14 protein-coding genes are annotated in these 19,404 nt (G+C 45.1%); 3 read left to right on the top strand and 11 right to left on the bottom strand.

The window, feature by feature from the left end; translation table 11 throughout:
• Nucleotides 1-63 precede the first annotated feature (63 nt).
• The 3 genes from AC6I2O_RS11555 to AC6I2O_RS11565 are packed head-to-tail and all read left to right on the top strand — an operon-like array spanning nt 64 to nt 4,004.
• Nucleotides 64-1,710 carry a sensor histidine kinase gene (locus AC6I2O_RS11555; RefSeq protein ID WP_497742977.1) on the top strand — a complete coding sequence of 549 codons (1,647 nt, stop codon included), beginning with the start codon at nt 64-66 and terminating at the stop codon, nt 1,708-1,710.
• Between the two features lie 57 nt (nt 1,711-1,767).
• On the top strand, nt 1,768-3,261 hold the full coding sequence (locus tag AC6I2O_RS11560; RefSeq protein WP_497742710.1) for a DUF3502 domain-containing protein: 1,494 nt from the start codon (nt 1,768-1,770) through the stop codon (nt 3,259-3,261).
• The gene (locus AC6I2O_RS11565) at nt 3,258-4,004 is read left to right on the top strand and encodes a response regulator transcription factor (RefSeq protein WP_497742711.1); all 747 of its coding nucleotides are present in this window, start codon (nt 3,258-3,260) and stop codon (nt 4,002-4,004) included. The genes AC6I2O_RS11560 and AC6I2O_RS11565 overlap by 4 nt, the downstream gene beginning before the upstream one ends.
• Before the next feature lie 47 nt (nt 4,005-4,051).
• Here the strand turns inward: AC6I2O_RS11565 and AC6I2O_RS11570 are convergent, their stop codons facing one another.
• From AC6I2O_RS11570 to AC6I2O_RS11620, 11 genes are all read right to left on the bottom strand, one after another.
• Nucleotides 4,052-5,710, bottom strand: coding sequence for an amino acid ABC transporter ATP-binding/permease protein (locus AC6I2O_RS11570; RefSeq protein ID WP_497742712.1), 1,659 nt, complete (start codon nt 5,708-5,710; stop codon nt 4,052-4,054).
• On the bottom strand, nt 5,707-7,449 hold the full coding sequence (locus AC6I2O_RS11575; RefSeq protein WP_497742713.1) for an ABC transporter ATP-binding protein/permease: 1,743 nt from the start codon (nt 7,447-7,449) through the stop codon (nt 5,707-5,709). Before AC6I2O_RS11575 ends, AC6I2O_RS11570 begins: the two co-directional genes overlap by 4 nt.
• 82 nt (nt 7,450-7,531) lie before the next feature.
• Nucleotides 7,532-10,903 carry a lipocalin-like domain-containing protein gene (locus AC6I2O_RS11580; RefSeq protein ID WP_497742714.1) on the bottom strand — a complete coding sequence of 1,124 codons (3,372 nt, stop codon included), beginning with the start codon at nt 10,901-10,903 and terminating at the stop codon, nt 7,532-7,534.
• 84 nt (nt 10,904-10,987) lie between these two features.
• A complete protein-coding gene (locus AC6I2O_RS11585; protein WP_120392238.1) occupies nt 10,988-11,965 on the bottom strand; it encodes an ABC transporter ATP-binding protein in 978 nt (325 codons plus the stop codon).
• Nucleotides 11,955-12,938, bottom strand: coding sequence for an ABC transporter ATP-binding protein (locus tag AC6I2O_RS11590; protein WP_120392239.1), 984 nt, complete (start codon nt 12,936-12,938; stop codon nt 11,955-11,957). The genes AC6I2O_RS11585 and AC6I2O_RS11590 overlap by 11 nt, the downstream gene beginning before the upstream one ends.
• Nucleotides 12,931-13,917, bottom strand: coding sequence for an ABC transporter permease (locus AC6I2O_RS11595; RefSeq protein ID WP_497742715.1), 987 nt, complete (start codon nt 13,915-13,917; stop codon nt 12,931-12,933). The genes AC6I2O_RS11590 and AC6I2O_RS11595 overlap by 8 nt, the downstream gene beginning before the upstream one ends.
• Nucleotides 13,914-14,912 carry an ABC transporter permease gene (locus AC6I2O_RS11600; protein ID WP_120392241.1) on the bottom strand — a complete coding sequence of 333 codons (999 nt, stop codon included), beginning with the start codon at nt 14,910-14,912 and terminating at the stop codon, nt 13,914-13,916. The genes AC6I2O_RS11595 and AC6I2O_RS11600 overlap by 4 nt, the downstream gene beginning before the upstream one ends.
• A 3-nt stretch (nt 14,913-14,915) precedes the next feature.
• Nucleotides 14,916-16,823, bottom strand: a complete 1,908-nt coding sequence (locus tag AC6I2O_RS11605) for an ABC transporter substrate-binding protein (protein WP_497742716.1) — start codon at nt 16,821-16,823, stop codon at nt 14,916-14,918.
• On the bottom strand, nt 16,813-17,490 hold the full coding sequence (locus tag AC6I2O_RS11610) for a hypothetical protein (protein WP_147412285.1): 678 nt from the start codon (nt 17,488-17,490) through the stop codon (nt 16,813-16,815). Before AC6I2O_RS11610 ends, AC6I2O_RS11605 begins: the two co-directional genes overlap by 11 nt.
• A gap of 35 nt (nt 17,491-17,525) precedes the next feature.
• The gene (locus AC6I2O_RS11615) at nt 17,526-18,650 is read right to left on the bottom strand and encodes a hypothetical protein (protein WP_497742717.1); all 1,125 of its coding nucleotides are present in this window, start codon (nt 18,648-18,650) and stop codon (nt 17,526-17,528) included.
• A 2-nt stretch (nt 18,651-18,652) separates the two neighbouring features.
• A complete protein-coding gene (locus tag AC6I2O_RS11620) occupies nt 18,653-19,366 on the bottom strand; it encodes a hypothetical protein (protein WP_497742718.1) in 714 nt (237 codons plus the stop codon).
• Nucleotides 19,367-19,404: the final 38 nt, after the last annotated feature.

Genomic DNA, 19,404 nt, shown 5'->3' on the forward strand with positions numbered 1-19,404 from the left:
TATATTTGTTCTTTATGATAAAATGATAAGGATTTTTATAAAGAGGTGGTTTTTTTGATAAAAATGACAGTTTTTCATTCAATATATAGTAAATTAGTGTTCTGGGCATTGCTTTTTACCGTTCCGATTATCGGTCTGCTTACTGCAGGGATTTTGATTGCCATGAACTCCTTTGAGCAACAGCTGACGCTCTCCCACCAGCAGCTGCTTCTTCCGTACGCCTCAGAAATAGAAGTTACGTTGGAGAATATTCACAGTTATGTCGCCAACCGTACGGTTCCCACACAGTTTCTTTCGAAAATCGAATCCGGTTCGGAATTAGAGCAGCTTCAGGCAATGCAAGACTTAAATGCCTACTATTCGGAAGATATTTATACTTATTCGCAGATAGATGGTATCTTTGTATTGCACAATGAAAAGTTTCGTTTTATACGAAACAGAGACCGCGACTATTCCAAACAGTGCCAGGCAGCGCAATATATACAAGATTTTCTTTGTTCGCTTACGGCAGAAGAAAATCCTTTCCGTCAGGGCTATCAGGCTTTTATGCTCGATGGAGATCCGTATCTGATGCTTACTCAGCGAAGCGGAAATACTTTGTGGGGCTGTTGGATTCATACACAACAGCTGCTTTCAGCCATCCGTAACCAGGAGATTGACGGTCTCACCAGCCTGTTCCTTGAAGATGAAAACAATATCTGGAAATACGAAACATCCGAAACCAGCTCTCCGCTTATCATCCGCCAGTCATTTTACAAAAACGCCTTCTTTCTGACTGCTGTCCTGGACCGCAGTGAGCTTTTTTCCGTGTTTCATCAGCTTCGCCTCGTCCTGTTTTTCCTGATTGCCTTTGCCATATTGCTGTTTTTCCTTTATCTCAGTGTTCTTGTCACCCTTTTAATCCGCCCTTTACAAGTACTCGTCACACAGATGAACCGCATCAAAAGCGGTGATTTCTCCGAGTATACCATCGCCGAGAATACGGCTCTGGAGCTGCGTGAGGTATATACAGCCATGAATGCAATGACAAGAGAAATTGACCATTTAAAAATAGGTATTTATGAGCAGAAACTGCTTGAACAGGAAGCAAAGCTTCAGCTTTTACAATTACAGGTCAAGCCCCATTTTATCTTAAACGGCCTGAATACCATTATGGGCTTTGCGCAATCACATGACTTTGAAATGACACAGAAAATGACGTTCTTTCTTTCCCGCCATTTCCGTTATCTGCTCTATCAGGAGCATTTGGTATCCCTGGCGGAAGAACTCGAACATATCAAAAACTATCTGGAAATCCACCGTATGAAACACCAGACAGTTTTTTCTTATATCATAAACGTACCGGAGGAATTATATGAAACGGAAATCCCTATTCTTTCCTTGCAGACCTTTGTGGAAAATTCCCTGAAATACGCCCGTACCAGTGAAATCAAAATCACGATAACGGGACAGCTCATAAAAAAACAGGAAACAGATTTCCTGATGTTGCAGGTAACGGATAACGGCGTCGGTTTTTCAGAAGAACTGCTCTCACAGTTACCGCACCCGGAAAAAGGCCTCCTGTCCAGGAAAAACGCTGGTATCGGCATGTACAACGTCAACCAGCGCCTGACCATTTTATATCATGGCAGGGCGCGCCTGCATGTTGCCAACCAAAAGCAGGGCGGAGCACAGATCACAATCCTGCTCCCGTTTTCTGAAAATACCTGATTTTAAAAAGAAATGACAATCGATCGATACCTCTTTTACCAGAAAGGAATAAATTTTATGAAACTCCTGTATAACCGGATCACGCCTATCCGTATCCAAAAACAGAAACAAAAAAGAATCCGAAAAAATACAGCTTTTTTAGCTGTTATACTATGTCTCCTGTCCACCTGTCATTCCATAGCAGCTGAAGAACCTGTCACAATCAATGTTATGATTGCCTATGATTTTTTTATCCCGGATGATTTTGAGTTGATTGCTGCCCATGCCGACGCATTGATGTGGGAAAAACGTCAGTTTCATGTACAGTTTTATCCTGCATTAATCATTGACAGAAAACGGCAAATGGAGCAGCTTGAAAAACAAGGCATCACAATCGACGTATCCACAACGACTGAAGACGAACACCTCTGTCTGGATCTTGATCCCCTGTTGCCCATCTGGGAACAGGATATTTGCGAAATTGCAACCGAAGAAGAAATAGAACATACGAGACGAAATGGCAAACTCTACACCCTTCCATCCAAAGCTGATTATGTAGCTTCCTTTGGGATTGTGTTTCGAAAAGATATTTTAGAGAAATATGCGATTGACCCTGAAAATATCCAGACAATCCAGGATCTCGACACACTTTTTGAAAAACTCAGCCAGAACGAACCAGACCTTATCATGACAGCGCCACTTTGGACACATTCCGGTTTTCTACTCCGATACCATCAGTTTGACGCCGTAAAAAACTGCATTTTTACTATAGCGCCAACTGCAGAAGAAGAAATTGTCAATAAATACACAACAGACGAATATCTGTCATGGATTACGATGCTGTACAAATGGAATCAGGCCGGATATTTTCCGGAGGAGCTCCCGCTTCAAAATCTCAAAGGCTCCGAACTTATGCGGACTGGAAAGCTTTTTTCTTACTTTTGTGCCTGCAAACCCGGAATTGAATGGGAAGAAAATGTGAGCTCCGGCTGCGAATTGGTCAGCGTTCCTCTCATGGAGCCGCGCGTCACAAATTCATCTGCTGAAATTTCGTCATGGGGTATCATGAAAAACAGTAACCATCCGGAAGAATCCATGCAGTTTCTGTACGAAATTTATACCAACCCGGAGCTCATAAATCTCTTTCTTTATGGCATAGAAAATACTCATTATGTGCTTCTTCCGAATGGCACAATTGATTTCCCAGAGGGTATGACCGCAGAAAATTCCGGTTATTATCCAAACATCGGCTGGTCCTTTCCAAATCAAACACTCTCTTATATTTGGAACGGAAATGATCCCGATCTGTGGAAAAAAAATGAAATCTATCAGAACGAAGCCCGCCGGGATGCTTCTCTTGGATTTCGCTTTGATGACAGTGTCGTCGCATGGCAAAATAATGCATTAAATGAAATCGCCGATACTTACGCTTATGGTCTTGAAACCGGCATGCTGGACCCTACCGTCTATCTGCCACAGATGCTGAACGAAATGGAAAAGGCGGGTGCCGCTGAAGTACAGGCGGAACTCAAAAATCAGTATGAAACATGGAGGAATACACAGAAACCATGAATGTATTGTTAGTAGATGACAATGTTCCCATTGTGCAGGGATTAAAGGATTCCATCCATTGGGCAAAGCTTTCTTTTCAACAAGTACTGGGCGCCTATTCTATGACAGAAGCCATAGAACAGTTTCGCTCCAAACAAATTGCTCTTCTGATCAGTGACATCGAACTGCCGGATGGTGATGGCCTTACTCTGATCTCCTGGGTAAAAAAAGCTTATCCGAACTGTGTCTGTATCATTCTGAGCAGTTTCCCGAATTTTGACTATGCCAAGCGGGCCATCAGCCTGGGCGTCTCAGAGTATTTACTGAAGCCGGTTGACAAACTGGAACTTGAGCATTCAATTACCAAATCCATGGCCCTCTATTACGGACAGACCGCGCAGACGCCCAAGAACAAAACATCCCCTTCTGTTTCTGAGTCGGTCCTGCATATCCAGCAATACATTGAGCAGCACCTAGCGGAAGAAATCTCCCGCAGCACCCTGGCCGAATCCTTCGGATTCAATCCGGAATATCTCTCCACAATGTTTAAAAAAGAAACCGGAGATACGCTTTCTGAATATATACAGAAAAAACGGTTGAGCGTTGCGCGCAAGCTTCTGCTCCAGACCAATCTTCCGATCAGCCTAATCAGCCAGAGCTGCGGTTATGAAACGCTTTCCTATTTCTCTACTGTCTTTCGCCAGAAAACCGGGATGTCTCCGCGGGAATACAGGAAAATACACGACACCGCAGAAAAAATATAAAGAGACAGGGCAGCTGCAAAATCTCCCTTTGCGCAGCTGCCCTGTTTTTAGCTGATCCTTCCATGTTCTACCGAATATACCTGATCTGTAATCCGCATTGTGGACGCTCTGTGCGATACCAGAACCACGGTCTTTCCTTCCCGCTCTTTATAAAGTGACTTCAAAATAACCGCTTCGTTCAGGCTGTCAAGGTTGCTGGTAGGCTCGTCCAGCAGCAACAACGGGGCGTCATGCAAAAATGCCCTGGCCAGACCGATTCGCTGTCTCTCTCCGCCGGACAACGTATCTCCCAGTTCGCCAACCTCTGTATCATACCCTTCTGGCAGACTCATGATAAAGTCGTGAATGGATGCTTTTTTACATGCACGCACCAGTTCTTCATCCGTAGCAGACAACTTTGCAATCTTCAGATTATTTTTTATACTGTCATGAAATAAATACGTTTCCTGCGTCACAAAACTTTCCATCGCCCGCAGATTTGTCGTATTTATCTCATTAATATCCTGTCCTGAGATCCCGATATTTCCTTTGTCTGTTTTCCAGAAACGCATCAACAGCTTTAAAAATGTAGACTTTCCGCTGCCGCTTCGTCCGGAGATTCCGATCACCGCATGCTTTGGAATCTCAACACACACATCTGATAAAATCGTTTCGTCCTTGTAGGAAAACGTGACATGCTCTGCCTGAGCCCCCCTGAAATCAACCTCCGGAAATCCGGACACATCCTCAACAACCGGCGTTTCTTCCAGAATATCCAACACACGCTCACCTGCCGCAAATGTATTTTGCAGTATACTCCCCAGATTTGCCAGAGCCACAACCGGCCCGAATGAACTCATAAGAGCTAATACTGCAAGCAGCATTCCTGCAAAATCAATCGCCCCATTCCTGCACAGCTCCACTGCCGTAAAAATCATCAACAAATCAAACAGCAGAATCGCTGTATTCGTAAGCGCTGTATTTCTTCCGGTTACCCGCTTCATCTGCTCTTCTTCTTTTGAAAGCCCGTCGGTCCGCCCGTTCATGGCAGCCAAACGTACGGCGCCTGTACCGTATTGTTGAATTTCAGAAAGTCCCCGCAGACTATCCAGAACAAAGCTGCTGAGTTCACCGGATTTCTGGCGAAATTTCATTCCTGTATCTCCATTTTGCTTCGAAATCATCAGCGGAATGCTCACCCCTACCACGACATATGCCCCCAGTCCGATTAAACCAAGCGCCGGATGGAACTGTCCAAGGTAGAAACACATCACCACGCAGAACAGTACTGCAATCACAATCGGCGAAATGGTATGCGCATAAAAAACTTCCAGCAGTTCTATGTCAGATGTGATAACTGAAATCAGATTTCCTTTATCTTTTCCTTCCAGCTTTGCCGGGCAAAGTCTTCGAAGTGCCAGAAATACTTTATCGCGTATCAACGCCAGCAGCTTGAATGCGATAAAATGATTACAAGACTGTTCTGCATAGCGTAAAATACCCCGAAATGCCGCGAGAAGTACTGCCGTCAAAAAAATACAGGTTAAAGAAAACATTGTTTCCAATCCCATTGCATTCAATAAGGCATAACCTCCCAGCACTGTAATGAACGTAGCGCAAAGATGGCCACAAAGCCCCATCAGTATAGCAAGCAGCATATAACCGGTCAGAGGTTTTACCATCCCAATCAGATCAAGCATTACACGAAATCCACTTCTCTTCTTCATGCGTTTTCTCCTCCCCTCCCATACTGCTCCAGATCTGCCTGGGTATCCCACAATTCCGCATAGATTCCATGGTTTTTCAACAATTCTTCATGTGTGCCGACTTCTGCCAGGCAGCCTTTGTCCATTACATAAATCTGATCCGCCGGTACAACATTTGCAAGTCTGTGCGAAATCAGAATCACAGTTTTTCTTTTTGCCAGTTCAAAAATCTGCTCCATAATATCATTTTCGCTCTCCACGTCAATATTAGATGTGGCCTCATCAAATATGTAAACCTTAGCGTCAAATAGCAACGCCCTTGCAAGAGCCAGGCGCTGGCATTGCCCGCCGGAAAAATTCCCGGCATTTTCTGTAAGTTCCGTATCAAGCCCCTGTTCGGACCTCAGGAATTCTGCAAGATTCATCTGTTCCAACGCCCGCCAGAGCGCTTCATCTGAAGCATCCGGATTCCCCATAAGCAGGTTTTCTCTGACAGTTCCCTTAAACAGGTAACTGTGATGGCTGATGTATACAAAATTTTTCAGCAGACTCGTCTCTTCGATCTCCCTGAGCTCATTATGTCCGATTTTCACACTGCCTTTATATCCTTTGTTCCTTCCCATCAAAACAGCTGCAATTGTGGATTTTCCACAACCGCTTTCTCCCACAATTGCCGTAAGCTTTCCCTGTTTAAAATTCATCTGGACATTCTGAAGCACTTCTCTGTCTTCTGTATAAGAGAAGCAGAGATTCTCGCATACAATGCTGGTGTCATCCGTTATCTTTTTCTTATGTCCCTGCGATTCCTCAGGCAGATCCAGCAGGCGAAAAATCTTATCACTCGCCGCCATTCCGTTCATTGCTACATGAAAAAAGGACCCCAGCTGACGCATAGGAATAAAAAAGTCTGCCGAAAGAAGAATAATAAACAATGCGCCTGCAAGCTCTACTTTACCGGCTTTATACTGTGTAACAGCCATAATCATTCCAAGAGCTGCCCCTCCATAGGCAATCAGATCCATAATGGTGATAGAATTCAGCTGCATGGTCAGAACCTTCATTGTAATCTTGCGGAACTTTTCTGCCTCCTCATTCATCTGCTGATTCTTAAAATCATCCGACTGGTAGATTTTCATTGTAGTAAGACCCTGCAGATTTTCCAGAAAAGTATCGCCAAGCGCAGTATACTGTCCCCAATACTTTGCAAGCAGTTTCTTTGCCCAGGTCTGCACTGCCGCAATCGCCAGTGGAATCATCGGCACACAGATTAACAAAATGACCGCAGACGGTATATTCACAAAACACAATACGCCAAAGAGTGTCAACGGCGCCAGCATAGCATAAAAGAACTGTGGAAGATATGCGCCAAAATATGTTTCCAGCTGATCAACGCCCTCCACAGCAACCTGAATTATTTCCGATGTATGAACCTGCTCAAGATAAGAAGTTCCCAGCCGGAGCAATTTTTCATAAATCATCTGCCGAAGTGTTTTTTTCACTGCTTTGGACGAAAGATAACTCATCCTTGCTGAGCCCTCCGAGCAAAACCAGCGAACCAAAACCGCCGTCGCCGCAATTGCTATTGTCGTAAGAAATTGCCGCTGCGTCACATCCTGTTTATAAATTCCCGCAATCAGCCAGCTAACAGATCCCATCATGGTAATGTTCGCGGCAAGAGAACACCACTGCAGAACAACATTATTTCTCACATACTTTTTGCTCTCACTGACTGTATTGATCAGGCGCTTATTAATCATCATGTTTTTAACCTCTCAATATATACTAGATAAACAACCTCAGAAAAAAGATCAAAACGTTTCCAAGGTTGTTTATCTGTTATCCTTATTCAGCTATTGTTTCCGTATTTGCCTCCGTTGTCACTTCTGCCATCGGCTCAGTTTCTGTCTCCGTCTCTGTTGCTGCTGTCTCCTCAGTTTCCGTTTCTGTCTCTGCTGCCTCCTCAGTTTCCGTACCGGTCTCTGTTGCTGCCTCAGTTTCCGTTTCTGTCTCTGTTGCTGCTGCCTCAGTTTCCATTGCCGCTTCTGTCATCGGCTCAGTCTCTCCTTCTGCCTCTGTGTTCTCTGCTTCCTGTGCTTTCCGCTTCGCTGCATAAGTCCGGTTCTCTACTGTCTTGGCAGCTCCCGACTCGTCTCCGCCAATCGTTCCCGTATATGGCACAAAGTTTCCATCGTCATCCACATTGTTAAAAGTCACAGCTCCGTACCACAGCTTCGAAGTAAATGTAATTACACCGTTTGCGTACGTAAAGGTAGTCGTATTTCCACTCTCATAATTCAGAGTATACACGCCTTCTGCACTCGTAATCGTTCCGCTTCCTTTGCTTGTTTCCGGTGCGCTTGCATTATATACATCAAACGTCATAGCTAATGCATCAATCTCAAGGATCGGCGACATCATTGCGCCCATCGGAGACCAGCTGATATCTACCGCATATTTTCCGCTTGCCAGTACAGCAGTTTCACCTTCCCCTGTCCCCGGCTCATTTCCGCTTCCATGAACAGTTCCGGTATACGGCACAAAATTCCCATTGTCATCTGCATTGTTAAAACTTGCCGCCCCATACCACAGCTTGGAAGTGAATGTGATCACGCCCTTTGCATAGGTAAACGTAGTCGTGTTTCCATTCTCATAATTCAGCGTATATACGCCTGCTGCGCATGTAATCGTTCCGCTGCCCTTGCTCGCGTCCGGAGCACTCTCGCCATATACGTTAAAGGTCATAGCTGCCGCATCAATATCCAGTACCGGAGTAATCATTGCTCCCATCGGAGACCAGCTGATATCCACCGTGTACTTTCCGCTTGCCAGTGCGGTTGTTTCTCCTTCTGCCTCGCTCTCAGATTCCTTTTCGGATTCTGTTTCATTTTCTGTTTCCTTTTCGGATTCCTTCTCAGACTCACTCTCATTCGTTTCCGGTACATCGCCATAAACAAAATTCAGAGCAACCGTATCCGCTGCAAAAGAAGAAACCTTCCTTGTCACAGAAATTGTTCCATTGCTGTTCACGGTACCAGCCATCTGTGTGCCATCCGCTGCTACCAGCATAAGAGTACTTCCATCAACCTTATAAGTACCATTCTCTGACTCGTTGTACTCATTTCCCATCATATTGAATGTGACAGAATAACGGTAAGTACTGTCTGCATTCAGTATCATAGAATATGCATAAACCACCTGTGATCCCATTGCAGTTTTTGTGTAAGTTCCACTGTAAGTACCAGTTTTCAGTACTGCTGTCTCATTTCCGCCTGGTTCTGTCTCAACCGGTTTCTCTGTTTCTTTTTCCGTTTCTGATGCAGTTCCTGTCCCCATCAATGTAGCTGTATAAGGCACAAACTTACCTGATGCGTTCTCATTATTGAAGCTTGCCGATCCGTACCACAACTTGGATGTAAATGTAATCACGCCATCTTTAAAAGTAAATTTCGTTTTCTTTCCTGTCGTATAATTCAGTGTAAATACGCCTTTTGCATATTTAATCGTTCCGCTTCCGCGGCTCGTTCCTGATGCGCCCTTATTATAGAGATTGAACGTCATATTTTTTGCATCAATATCAAGGATCGGCGAAAACATCGATGCCATTGGAGACCAGCTGATGTCTACTGCATACTTTCCACCAACAAGTCCTTCCGCACTCACAACCGGATCCGCATTGCTTTCGGTTTCTTTTTCACTCTCTTTTCCATTATCTGGCGTAGTTGCCGGGCTGCTGCTCACAGACGGAGAATAGCCATACGTAAAAGTAACCGTAGCCGGAGAAAAAGCAAAGGAAGAAAGATATCCTGTCAGCGTTACTGTGTTTCCACTGATACTTCCGGACATGCTTTTTCCACCGGTCAGCGTAATCGAGCTTCCATTGATTGTATACGTTCCATTGTCTGTTTCATTATAATCAGATCCCATTACATGAAACTTTACACTGTAAAAATATGTTCCATCTGCATTGAATGTAATCGTGCACGCATACACCAGTGGATTTCCCATCGCCGTTGTGCTGTACGTTCCGCCGTAGGTTCCTGTCTTAAAAGCAGAAGCTCCATCTTTGCTTCCAACAGAATCTGCCGCATTCTCTGCATTCAGAGCCATTGATTTACTGATAATCGCTTCTTTGTCAATATCCGCAATCAGTTTCTCCTCCGAGATCATAAACTCCGGATAGGCCACTTCTTCACTGCCTTCTTCCGTAAACTTTGGCTCTGTAGCTCCAAACCAGAATGGAGATACAAAAATAATTCTTCCATCTTCGCCAATCTCAAATTCTGAGATATAATCGCCTTCCACTACCTGTTCTCCGTTTACAATATAGTATACGAAGTAATACTTTGTTTCCTCCGGCTCCGCTTCTGCGCCTGTCTCTTTTGCAGCCGTCTCTTCTGCTTCCGCCTCCGCTTCTTCTTCCAGCTTAGCTGTATACGGTACGAAATTTCCTGCTTCGTCCTCACTGTTAAAGCTTGCAGAACCATACCATAACTTAGAAGTAAATGTAATCACACCGTCTTCATAAGTAAATTCTGTTGTGTTTTCCCCATCCGCAAAATGCATCGTGTACACATCATCTTCAAAAGAAATCGAACCGTTTCCTTTTTCTGTATCCGGATCTGATGCACTATACAGTATAAAAGTCATATTCTCTGTGTCGATATCAAGCACCGGCGCAAACATTTCCGCCATCGGTGACCAGCTGATGTCTACAGAATATGCACCTGCCTCCAGATCTCCTGCCGGTGTCTGTTTGAACATTTTTCCAGCGCCCTTTTCCGTATCAGAAAAATCCGTATTACGGGAGAATACAAAATTCCCCTCCTCATCAATGCGCAGATACATCGTTACTGCCAGATCTTCTGAAACGACCAGTTCACATTCATAAATATTTTCCAGATCTGTCACAATCGTTCCGGCAAAATTGTAGCTGCCTGTTACCGTCATATCCTGTGCAGGCATAACCTTCGGAAGATTTTTCCACTCCGTGAACACAAACTTTTCTTTTTCCGGAGCCTCCGGTGCTTCCGGCGTCTCGCCCTGCTGATACTTCTGCTCCGTAAATGCTTCCCCGTCCAGCAGGTAAGTTAAAGTATATCCCTCATCCTCTGCTGCGAATGCGACAAAGCTGCCCGAAAAAACGGCAATGCAAAGCATCAGCAGCGCAGCCAGCATCATTCCCACGCCATGGCAACGTTTTTTTACATGAAACATAATTTTCTCCTCTTCTTTCTTTTTATTTAGCAATTACAAAATACCAAACGATAACGATATTTTGCAAAATACTCTAATTTCAAATCAACAACAAAATCTGCACGCTACAAAATGATCGGGTTCCACTTCCGTCAGTTTGCACTCTTCTGTCTCACAATCCGCACGTGCGGCGGGACAACGCTTACAAAAGCGACAGCCTACCGGTGGATTAATTGGGCTCGATACATCCCCTTTCAGCGTAATCCGTTTTTGGTCGGAATTCACATCAATGGAAAGAACGGCAGAGATCAGCGCCTTTGTGTATGGATGAAGCGGATTCGCAAATATCTTTTCTGAATCGCCATATTCTACGACTTTCCCGAGATACATAATCGCCATCCGATCGCAGATTTTTTTCACTACAGCCAGATTGTGAGAGATAAATAAATACGTAATTCCCATTTTTTTCTGCATATCCATCAGTAGATTCAGTATTTGCGCATGTACCGATACGTCCAATGCGCTGACCGGTTCATCGCAGACAAGATACTCCGGCCTCAGAATCAGAGCCCGGGCAATTGCAATACGCTGCTGCTGACCTCCGGAAAAATCAGAAGGATACCGATACAGATCAGCCTCACTTAACCCTACACTTTCCAGCATTCTGACAACCATCTCTTTTTGCTGCGAAAGCGTATAACCGCCGCGGATCACTAACGGTTCCGCGATCAGTTCAAATACTGTAAATCTCGGATTCAGGGAAGACCCCGGATCCTGAAAAATCTTCTGCATCCGCTTGCGCATTTCCCGAAACTGCTGCGTCGGCAATTCGTTGATATCCTGGCCGTCAAACAGCACCTTCCCTGCGCTCGGCTTCAAAAGTCCCAGCGTCGCATTGGCAAATGTCGATTTCCCGCATCCGCTCTCTCCCACCAGGCCGAACGTTTCCCCGCGGTGAATCTGTATCGATACATCTGTCGCTGCCTGCAAATACTTTGGTTTTGAAAATAACGCGTCTTTTTTTACCGGAAAATTGACACAAAGCCCGGAGGACTCTACCAGAATTTTATTTTTATGGCTCATGCGCTTCCTCCTGTATCCAGCATCGTACCTGCCGTCCATTTTCCAAAGTCCGCAAAGGCGGCATATATGTTTTGCATTTCTCTGTCGCGCAGGCGCATCTGGGATGAAAATAGCATCCGGATGGTTTATTCATCGGATTTGGCAAGGAATCCGGAATCTGGATGAATTTGCCCTTTTTATCCTCCATCTTTGCCACTGAGCCAATCAGACCTTTTGTATACGGGTGCAACGGCTCACGAAATAATTCCTTTGCCGGTGCTTTTTCCACAATTTTACCACTGTACATCACGCAGATTTCATCTGCCATATGTACTACTACGCTGAAATCATGTGTAATCAGCAGCAATGCCTTATGATGGCTTTTCTGCAGATCGGATAACAGATCCAGCACCTGCGCCTGAATGGTCACATCCAAGGCTGTCGTCGGCTCATCCGCGATGATCAGATCCGGATTACATGCAAACGCCATGGCAATCAAAACGCGCTGACGCATGCCGCCTGACAATTCATGCGGATAGGCCTTGTAGCGAACCGCCGGATCTGGCACACCCACGAGCTTTAACGCCTCTATGGAATGTTCCTTCGCTTCTTTTTTTGATACATTGAAATGTCTGATAAATATCTCATCCAGCTGTTTCCCTATGGTCATTACAGGATTTAATGCTGACAGTGCATCCTGAAAAATCATGGAAATTCTTTTGCCTCGGAAATCCTGCATATCTTTATCGCTCAGTTCCCGTATGTCTGTACCGCACAGCTCCATTTTGTCTGCACGCACAATCGCGCCTGAATTTCCCAGCAGTTTCATGGACGCCAGGGATGTAACGCTTTTTCCGCACCCGCTTTCTCCCACAAGAGCAACGCATTTTCCTTTCTCAATTTCCAGGTCTATCCCCTCTACCGCACGGATGATTCCAAGTTCATTTGGAAAAACCACTTTCAGGTTTCTGATATCAAGTACTCTTTCACTCATCTGCGGTTCCTCCTGTCTCCACATCATTCATAGACTGGAAAACCTCTTCCAGATAACGATGATTCAGCTGCCGATGCATCACATACGCTCCGCTTTTTCGCTTCATCTTCGGATTCAGAATTTCTTCAATTGCCAGTCCGAGGCGCATAAATGCAAACACAGACAGAAAAATTCCAATTCCCGGTGCAAGAATCGTCCACCAGTGTCCAAACAGCATCGAGCCGCCGCTTTGCGCATCAGCAAGCATTTTTCCCCAGCTGATTGCAGTTGGATTGCCAAGTCCCAGGAAACTCAGTCCTGCTTCTGCGATCATAATCCCCGCACACGTAAGCGCAGTGTTCATTACAACCAGATGGGAAACGCCCGGAAGAATATGCCGAAACATAATGTACTTTTTTCCCGCCCCGGCCAGCTCCGCCGCCTTCACATAATCGGAATTTTTCAAAAGGAGTACCTGGGAGCGCACAACTCTGGAAAGGCTCTGCCACCCGAAAAGTACAAATACAAGCACAATGACTACGTAGCTGTGCCCGAAAATATTTGTAATCACAATCGTAAGCGGCAAAGTCGGAATCACAATCATGATATCCACGATACGCATCAGTACCATATCCACAATGCCTCCCAGATAGCCTGCAGCCACACCAAGAACAGAGCCGAGCACTGCAATCGCCAGTCCCGTAATGATGCCGACGCTTAAAGATACCCTTGTTCCATAAATCAGCATGCTGAACACGTCCTGTCCCGTCGTAATGGATGTCCCCAGCAGATGCGTCAGGCTCGGGGAAAGCCCTTTGTCAACACGCTGCGTTACGTCATAAGGATCATATGGTGCAATCCATTTTGCGAATACCGCAGTCAGAACCAGCAGCAAAACAACGATCATACCGATTCTTCCCTGCCTGTGCTTCCAGATCTTTCTGACAAATGCTCCGCTCTTATTTTTCAGTATTTTTAAATTTTCAACTTTACTTTTCATCTCTTCTCCCCTAACGTTACACGAGGATCCAGCAAACTGTAACATAAATCTGTAACAAGATTTGCCACCAGCGCAAAAGCGGATAAAAATATCATAATCCCCATCATAAGAGGATAATCATTTGTGTTATTCGCCTCTAGGAACAGTGTACCTACACCGTTCCAGTTGAAAATCTGTTCAATCACCACCGAACCGCCAATCAGACCGGAAATGCTCATTCCGAGACTGGTGGCAATAGGCAGCATGGCATTACGCAGCGTATGCTTGTAAATAACTGCAGTATTGGAAACGCCCTTCGCCTTTGCCGTAATAATAAAATTTTCATTGGATACCGCAATCACACTGTTTCGTGTACTCTGAGCATAAGAAATGATTCCGCCAATGACACTGCTGATCACAGGAAGAGCCGCATTATATGCAACATTCAGCACACTTTTTGCATTCCATCTAAACGAAGACACCATGTTCTGGTCTGTGTATGCCGGGAATATCTCCCACTGAAAACCCAGAAAAAATGCAAGAAGCAATGCAAGAAAGAAAGCCGGCAACGCAGTTGTAATGGTAGATGCGTTCATCAGCGCCCGATCCTGCCATCCGCCTCGTTTCCAGGCGCAGAATGCGCCGATCAACATACCGAAGAAAAGAGAAATCAGCATACTGGATACCGACAATACAAGCGTCCACGGAAGTCTGGCAAAGATCAGATCAATAACCTTCGGACTTCCTGACTGGTAAGACGTTCCCAGATCGCCTTTACATAAATTTGATATGTATCTGCAAAACTGTGACCAGGTCGTTCCATCCAGCCCGTACTGCTCCCTGGTAAGTTCCTTGATCACCTCATACTGTGCATCGGACATGTTTCCCTGTGCCGGATAATAACGGGAACAGGGATCGTCCACTCCAATACGCGGAATAAAGAAACACAGCGTCACTACGACTGCAAACACAAAAACGGTATACAAAATTCGTTTGACTATATAGATCTTTCCCATTCTTTACTCCACCTTTTTCAGTGCACACAACGTCTTTGTATGAAACACCGTCTGTCCCGGAACTACTTGGTAGCCGGAAAACCGGTCTGTCCGCGCTACAGACAGCACCTCAGCAGAATACAGCGGAATTTTATAATACGCCTGCGCAGTCTTTTCCTGAAGCTCATAAATCAAATCCACCTTCAGATCCTGATTCAGGGTATAACGCATCTGTTCAATCAATTCTGTCATTTCTTCATCCTGGTATTTTCCATAATTAGACGAACGTTCTCTTGTCACAAAATGAGCTCTGTACATGGTATCTGCATTCGCCATAGACAAAATGACCGCCTGTACTGTCATATCAAAATTACTCGAATAAAGATACGTGGTCTCCGGCGTCGAACCGGACGCTTTAAATTGTATTTCAATTCCGATTTTCTGGAACTGCCTCTGCAAATAAGCAATCAGATCCTGCTGACCGGCAGACGCCAGTATCTCAAAAGAAATCCGTGCCCCATCAAGAATACGGTAACCACTTTCATCCTTCTTTGGACATATGCTATCCAGTATTTCATTGGACTGCGCAATTTTCTCCTCCATATCACCGGACAGAATATCGGAATTTGCGTTATATAGCAGCTCATTGGAGGAAAGAATCAATCCTGCCGAAACCGTCGTTCCTGCACCATTCAGAATTTTATCCACAAGTTCATCCTGATTAATTGCCAGTGCCACTGCTTTCCGAAAGTCTACATCCTGAAGAAGAACTTTCATTCCTTCCTTATATGGATCCGACGGATTCACATTCAAAACCAGCGACGTAACCGATGTGCCGGGTGAACGGGAAATATAAATGTTTTCTTCTTTTTCAAAAAGTGTCAGATAGTCGGAGCTGACAGCCGAATCCAGAATATCCACATATCCTTTGAGGAAAGCAAAAATCGCCGTATTGGAATCAAGATAAAGCATCAGCTTAATTTTATCGACTTTATACAGCGGCCCTCCGTCCTCATCCGTCAGATGATAATTCGGATTGCGATCCAGTGTAATCAACTGACTGTTTGTCTCCTCCCGGTTCAAAATCCACGGCCCGCTCCCTACAGGGTTCTGATACTGTTCCAAAAATTCACCCTGGGGGTTTTTGTTGTTCAGCTGCTGCTGTTCACTGACCATCGGTTCCCAAATATGTTCCGGTAAAATCAGAATCGTGTTAAAAAGTGTTGTCACTGCTCCCAGCACTTTGTTTACCAGAAGATACATAACGGTATCCTCTTCCCCTTCTTCAATCGGAAAAGTACCGCTGTAATCCGGATGTCCTGCAGTAAACATTCCCTGCTTTACCAGTTCTCCCTTTGAAGACTCATGCAACAGATCTGCTGTCCAGGCCAATGCACCGGCATGATTGCTGAGTGCATTATCAGTCGCCACATCAAACGTATAATATACGTCTTCTACCGTAAGCTTTTCGCCGTCTGACCAGTAAATATTATCAAACAGCTCCAGCCTCACAACCATGTAGTCTTCTGATGTTCCACTGTAATATTCCTCTACTGCCTGATAGTCAATGGCCCCGTCATACGTCCCGTCATCTGTTAGCGGCTTTCCCTCCAGATCCACATAACACCACTGCTTTGCTGTGAGAGCTTCAAACGTTCCCGTTTCATCATCATACGAAAACAGCGTATTATACAGCATGCTCGCTACCGTCGGTGCAATCCCGTCTCTCGAAAGCCATGGCATAAAAGAAGACGGAAATGAGGTTCCCACATAGCCTACATACAAACTGGAGGAATCATCGGTCTTTCGTGTATCAATAGAGGTACTGCAACCTGTCAGATTCACGATCAGCAGGCATATCACTGACAGCGCCGCTATTTTTCTTGTCATACGGAAACCGCAGTTTCCTGTACGGCAGCTTTTACGCTTCAACGCCTGTCACCTCTGAAACCGGATATGCCAGCTGTTTTCCAAATCCGTTTTTGGATGCAGAATTGTCATAAATTTCTTCAATCCGGAAAATGTAGGCCGGATAACTCAGCCATCTGGTCATATCTGGTGTATGATAGACGTCATGCTGCGCATTGATAAACTGCTGGTACAGTTCTCTCTTTCCTGAAATGTTCTCATCGTAAATTTCCACTTTTCCTTTTAATTTGTAGGAAATACCAGGCGGCTGATGAAAAATCAATGCAGCCTCCTTATTTACCTGATAATTGATCCATGTGTGTGACTTTGCCATCTCCAGACTGCCCAGCTTTGATAAATCTACTCTGTCATATGCATCTTCGCCATACATGTATTTGATCAGAAGTTCCATACCGCGCTGCCCGTATGTTTTATCCTCCGGATCATACGTTTTGATATGCGCAACATATGCCTCCAGCGTCTCTTCCAGATATTCATCCTTAGGCAGAAAGCCAACGCCTTTTATACTTGCATTCGGTCCTGCCGGCCCATAGGAAACAAATGCCGGTTCATGGGAACAGAAATTCAAAAACAATTGTTCTTTTGATCCCATTACGCCATTGTACATATCAATAACATGCTTTGCTCTTTTCTTAAAAGCCCAGTCAAAAAATCTCTGTGATGATTCCATAGGTTCCTCCCATTTCTGCTCTGTTTTCCTTTTCATCATTTATCTGCAACTACTGTGCACTCATATCTTGCCAGCCCCGCTGATTTACGCACCCGAAGCCCGTTAAAAGTAAGCTTTCCACCTTCACAGGAACATGTTCCGGCCGGCACGGTAGCTACCTGTTTCAATCCACGCACAGATGTCTCCGGATGATCCGGATACTGTTTGATATAACCGTTAGCCGTATTAATTGACAGAATTCCTGTCTCTGTAAAATCCGCCGCCGTTGCTTCGTAGCTTCCGTCTGCATACACCTTTACCTTCACATCAAAGGTTTCATTCTCTCCCGTCACCTCTCCGTTTCCGGAAAGCTCTGCGATCACAGACGGTTCCTCTATCCTTGTAAACTCCAGTTTTTCTCTCTCCTGCGCGTTTGTATCAGGATACACGGACACCTGTAATGTTTCAGCATCTACGACATCGCAGGAAATCCGGGAACCACCGTCCGGCTCCAGGGCCAGCTGCGTGGTGTTAACACCGTACGTTCCTGTTTCATACCAGAAACACATCTGACCATCCTGCTCATAGCGGATCATATGCATATAGCTGTCGTCTTCGTAGAAAGCAACCGTATGCAGATACGTCACACCGTCTTCTGCCATATCCGCCGCTTCATAGCTTCCGACCTGAAACTCTGATTCCGTATCCGGCGCATCATAATCTTCCGGAATAACAACCGCAATCAACTGCGCATCTGGATTATCGTCCGAAGTCGTCGTAGCCTTTGCAGAACCGTAGTAAATATAATCACAGCCGGTAAAATCAAGGCTTCCATCCTCCGTCACAACAAAACTGCTCGTCAAACCGTCAGATACTGATTTTTCTTCTCCGTTAACGGTCTCATACACCATAATGTACTCGTCTTCGGACTCCTGAAACGTTCCTGAACTCTTATTTGTGGCAAAATCAACCGTATTGGAAAACAGGAAATTTCCATCTTCTTCCAGACGGAGATAAATAGTCAGATTCATTCCAAGCTCCGTCAGATCAACATAATAATCATTGGCAACCTCTTTCGTATCCGTTGCTTTTTTCTCTTCTGACTGTCCGCAGCCTGTCATACCCAAAACCAGAACTGCCGCCATCAGACCTCCCAAATATCTGCCAGCTGATTTTCCCATCTCTATTTCTCCGTATCTTCCTCTGTTTTCTCAGTACTTTCTTCTTCCGTATCCTCTTCTTCCACTTTTACAAGCTCCATCTCTGTAGCGGCACCGCCTGTCGGGAGCTTGCCCGTGAGACATCCCTTCTCATCTGAAATGAGAAACACAGCCGTATACTCACCCAAAACATCATCTGTAAAAGTAATCTCCGTGCCTGCCATCACATAAGTTCCTTCTGCCTCCAGAGCCGGCATCTCTCCGCCGCCATTTAACGCAACCTCCATCGGCGCCCTGTAGTAAGAATAAGTGCCATCCTCCTTCAATACAATATCAACAGCAACATCACATCCCATTGCTTCAATTTTTTTCACACCGGAGTATGTGCCAAACAGATCATAAACTGCCACATCCATACTTGCCGAGACAGTCTCATCCGCTGCAGAAGTTGCAATTATTGTCGTAACTCCATATCCAGTCGCTGTAATCACACCTTCTCCGGAAACCTCTGCAACCGAATCATCATACGTAGAAAAAATAATCTCTTCATTTGCATCATCCCCTGAAATTTCAAGAGCTGCCGCTGCGTCATATGTGCTCCCAAGCCCCGGAATCAAATGTGCCGCTTCCTCAAATTGAATACTTTCCGGTACCTTTCCCTGTGCGCCTGCAGCCGCCGGGACGCCCAGTACGCAAAGTGTTGCCATTCCTGTCACAAAAAGTTTTTTCCGATTCATCTTCTTTTCCTCCTCTTATTGATAAATCCTTTTCTATC

The organism is Blautia sp. St.27G3 (genome assembly GCF_059728505.1).

Bases quoted from the DNA above. Each gene is read 5' to 3' on its own strand.
- AC6I2O_RS11615 (WP_497742717.1), bottom strand. From the start codon at position 18,650: ATGGGAAAATCAGCTGGCAGATATTTGGGAGGTCTGATGGCGGCAGTT.
- AC6I2O_RS11620 (WP_497742718.1), bottom strand. From the start codon at position 19,366: ATGAATCGGAAAAAACTTTTTGTGACAGGAATGGCAACACTTTGCGTA.
- AC6I2O_RS11600 (WP_120392241.1), bottom strand. From the start codon at position 14,912: ATGGGAAAGATCTATATAGTCAAACGAATTTTGTATACCGTTTTTGTG.
- AC6I2O_RS11580 (WP_497742714.1), bottom strand. From the start codon at position 10,903: ATGTTTCATGTAAAAAAACGTTGCCATGGCGTGGGAATGATGCTGGCT.
- AC6I2O_RS11575 (WP_497742713.1), bottom strand. From the start codon at position 7,449: ATGATGATTAATAAGCGCCTGATCAATACAGTCAGTGAGAGCAAAAAG.
- AC6I2O_RS11585 (WP_120392238.1), bottom strand. From the start codon at position 11,965: ATGAGCCATAAAAATAAAATTCTGGTAGAGTCCTCCGGGCTTTGTGTC.
- AC6I2O_RS11570 (WP_497742712.1), bottom strand. From the start codon at position 5,710: ATGAAGAAGAGAAGTGGATTTCGTGTAATGCTTGATCTGATTGGGATG.
- AC6I2O_RS11565 (WP_497742711.1), top strand. From the start codon at position 3,258: ATGAATGTATTGTTAGTAGATGACAATGTTCCCATTGTGCAGGGATTA.
- AC6I2O_RS11555 (WP_497742977.1), top strand. From the start codon at position 64: ATGACAGTTTTTCATTCAATATATAGTAAATTAGTGTTCTGGGCATTG.
- AC6I2O_RS11560 (WP_497742710.1), top strand. From the start codon at position 1,768: ATGAAACTCCTGTATAACCGGATCACGCCTATCCGTATCCAAAAACAG.
- AC6I2O_RS11595 (WP_497742715.1), bottom strand. From the start codon at position 13,917: ATGAAAAGTAAAGTTGAAAATTTAAAAATACTGAAAAATAAGAGCGGA.
- AC6I2O_RS11590 (WP_120392239.1), bottom strand. From the start codon at position 12,938: ATGAGTGAAAGAGTACTTGATATCAGAAACCTGAAAGTGGTTTTTCCA.
- AC6I2O_RS11610 (WP_147412285.1), bottom strand. From the start codon at position 17,490: ATGGAATCATCACAGAGATTTTTTGACTGGGCTTTTAAGAAAAGAGCA.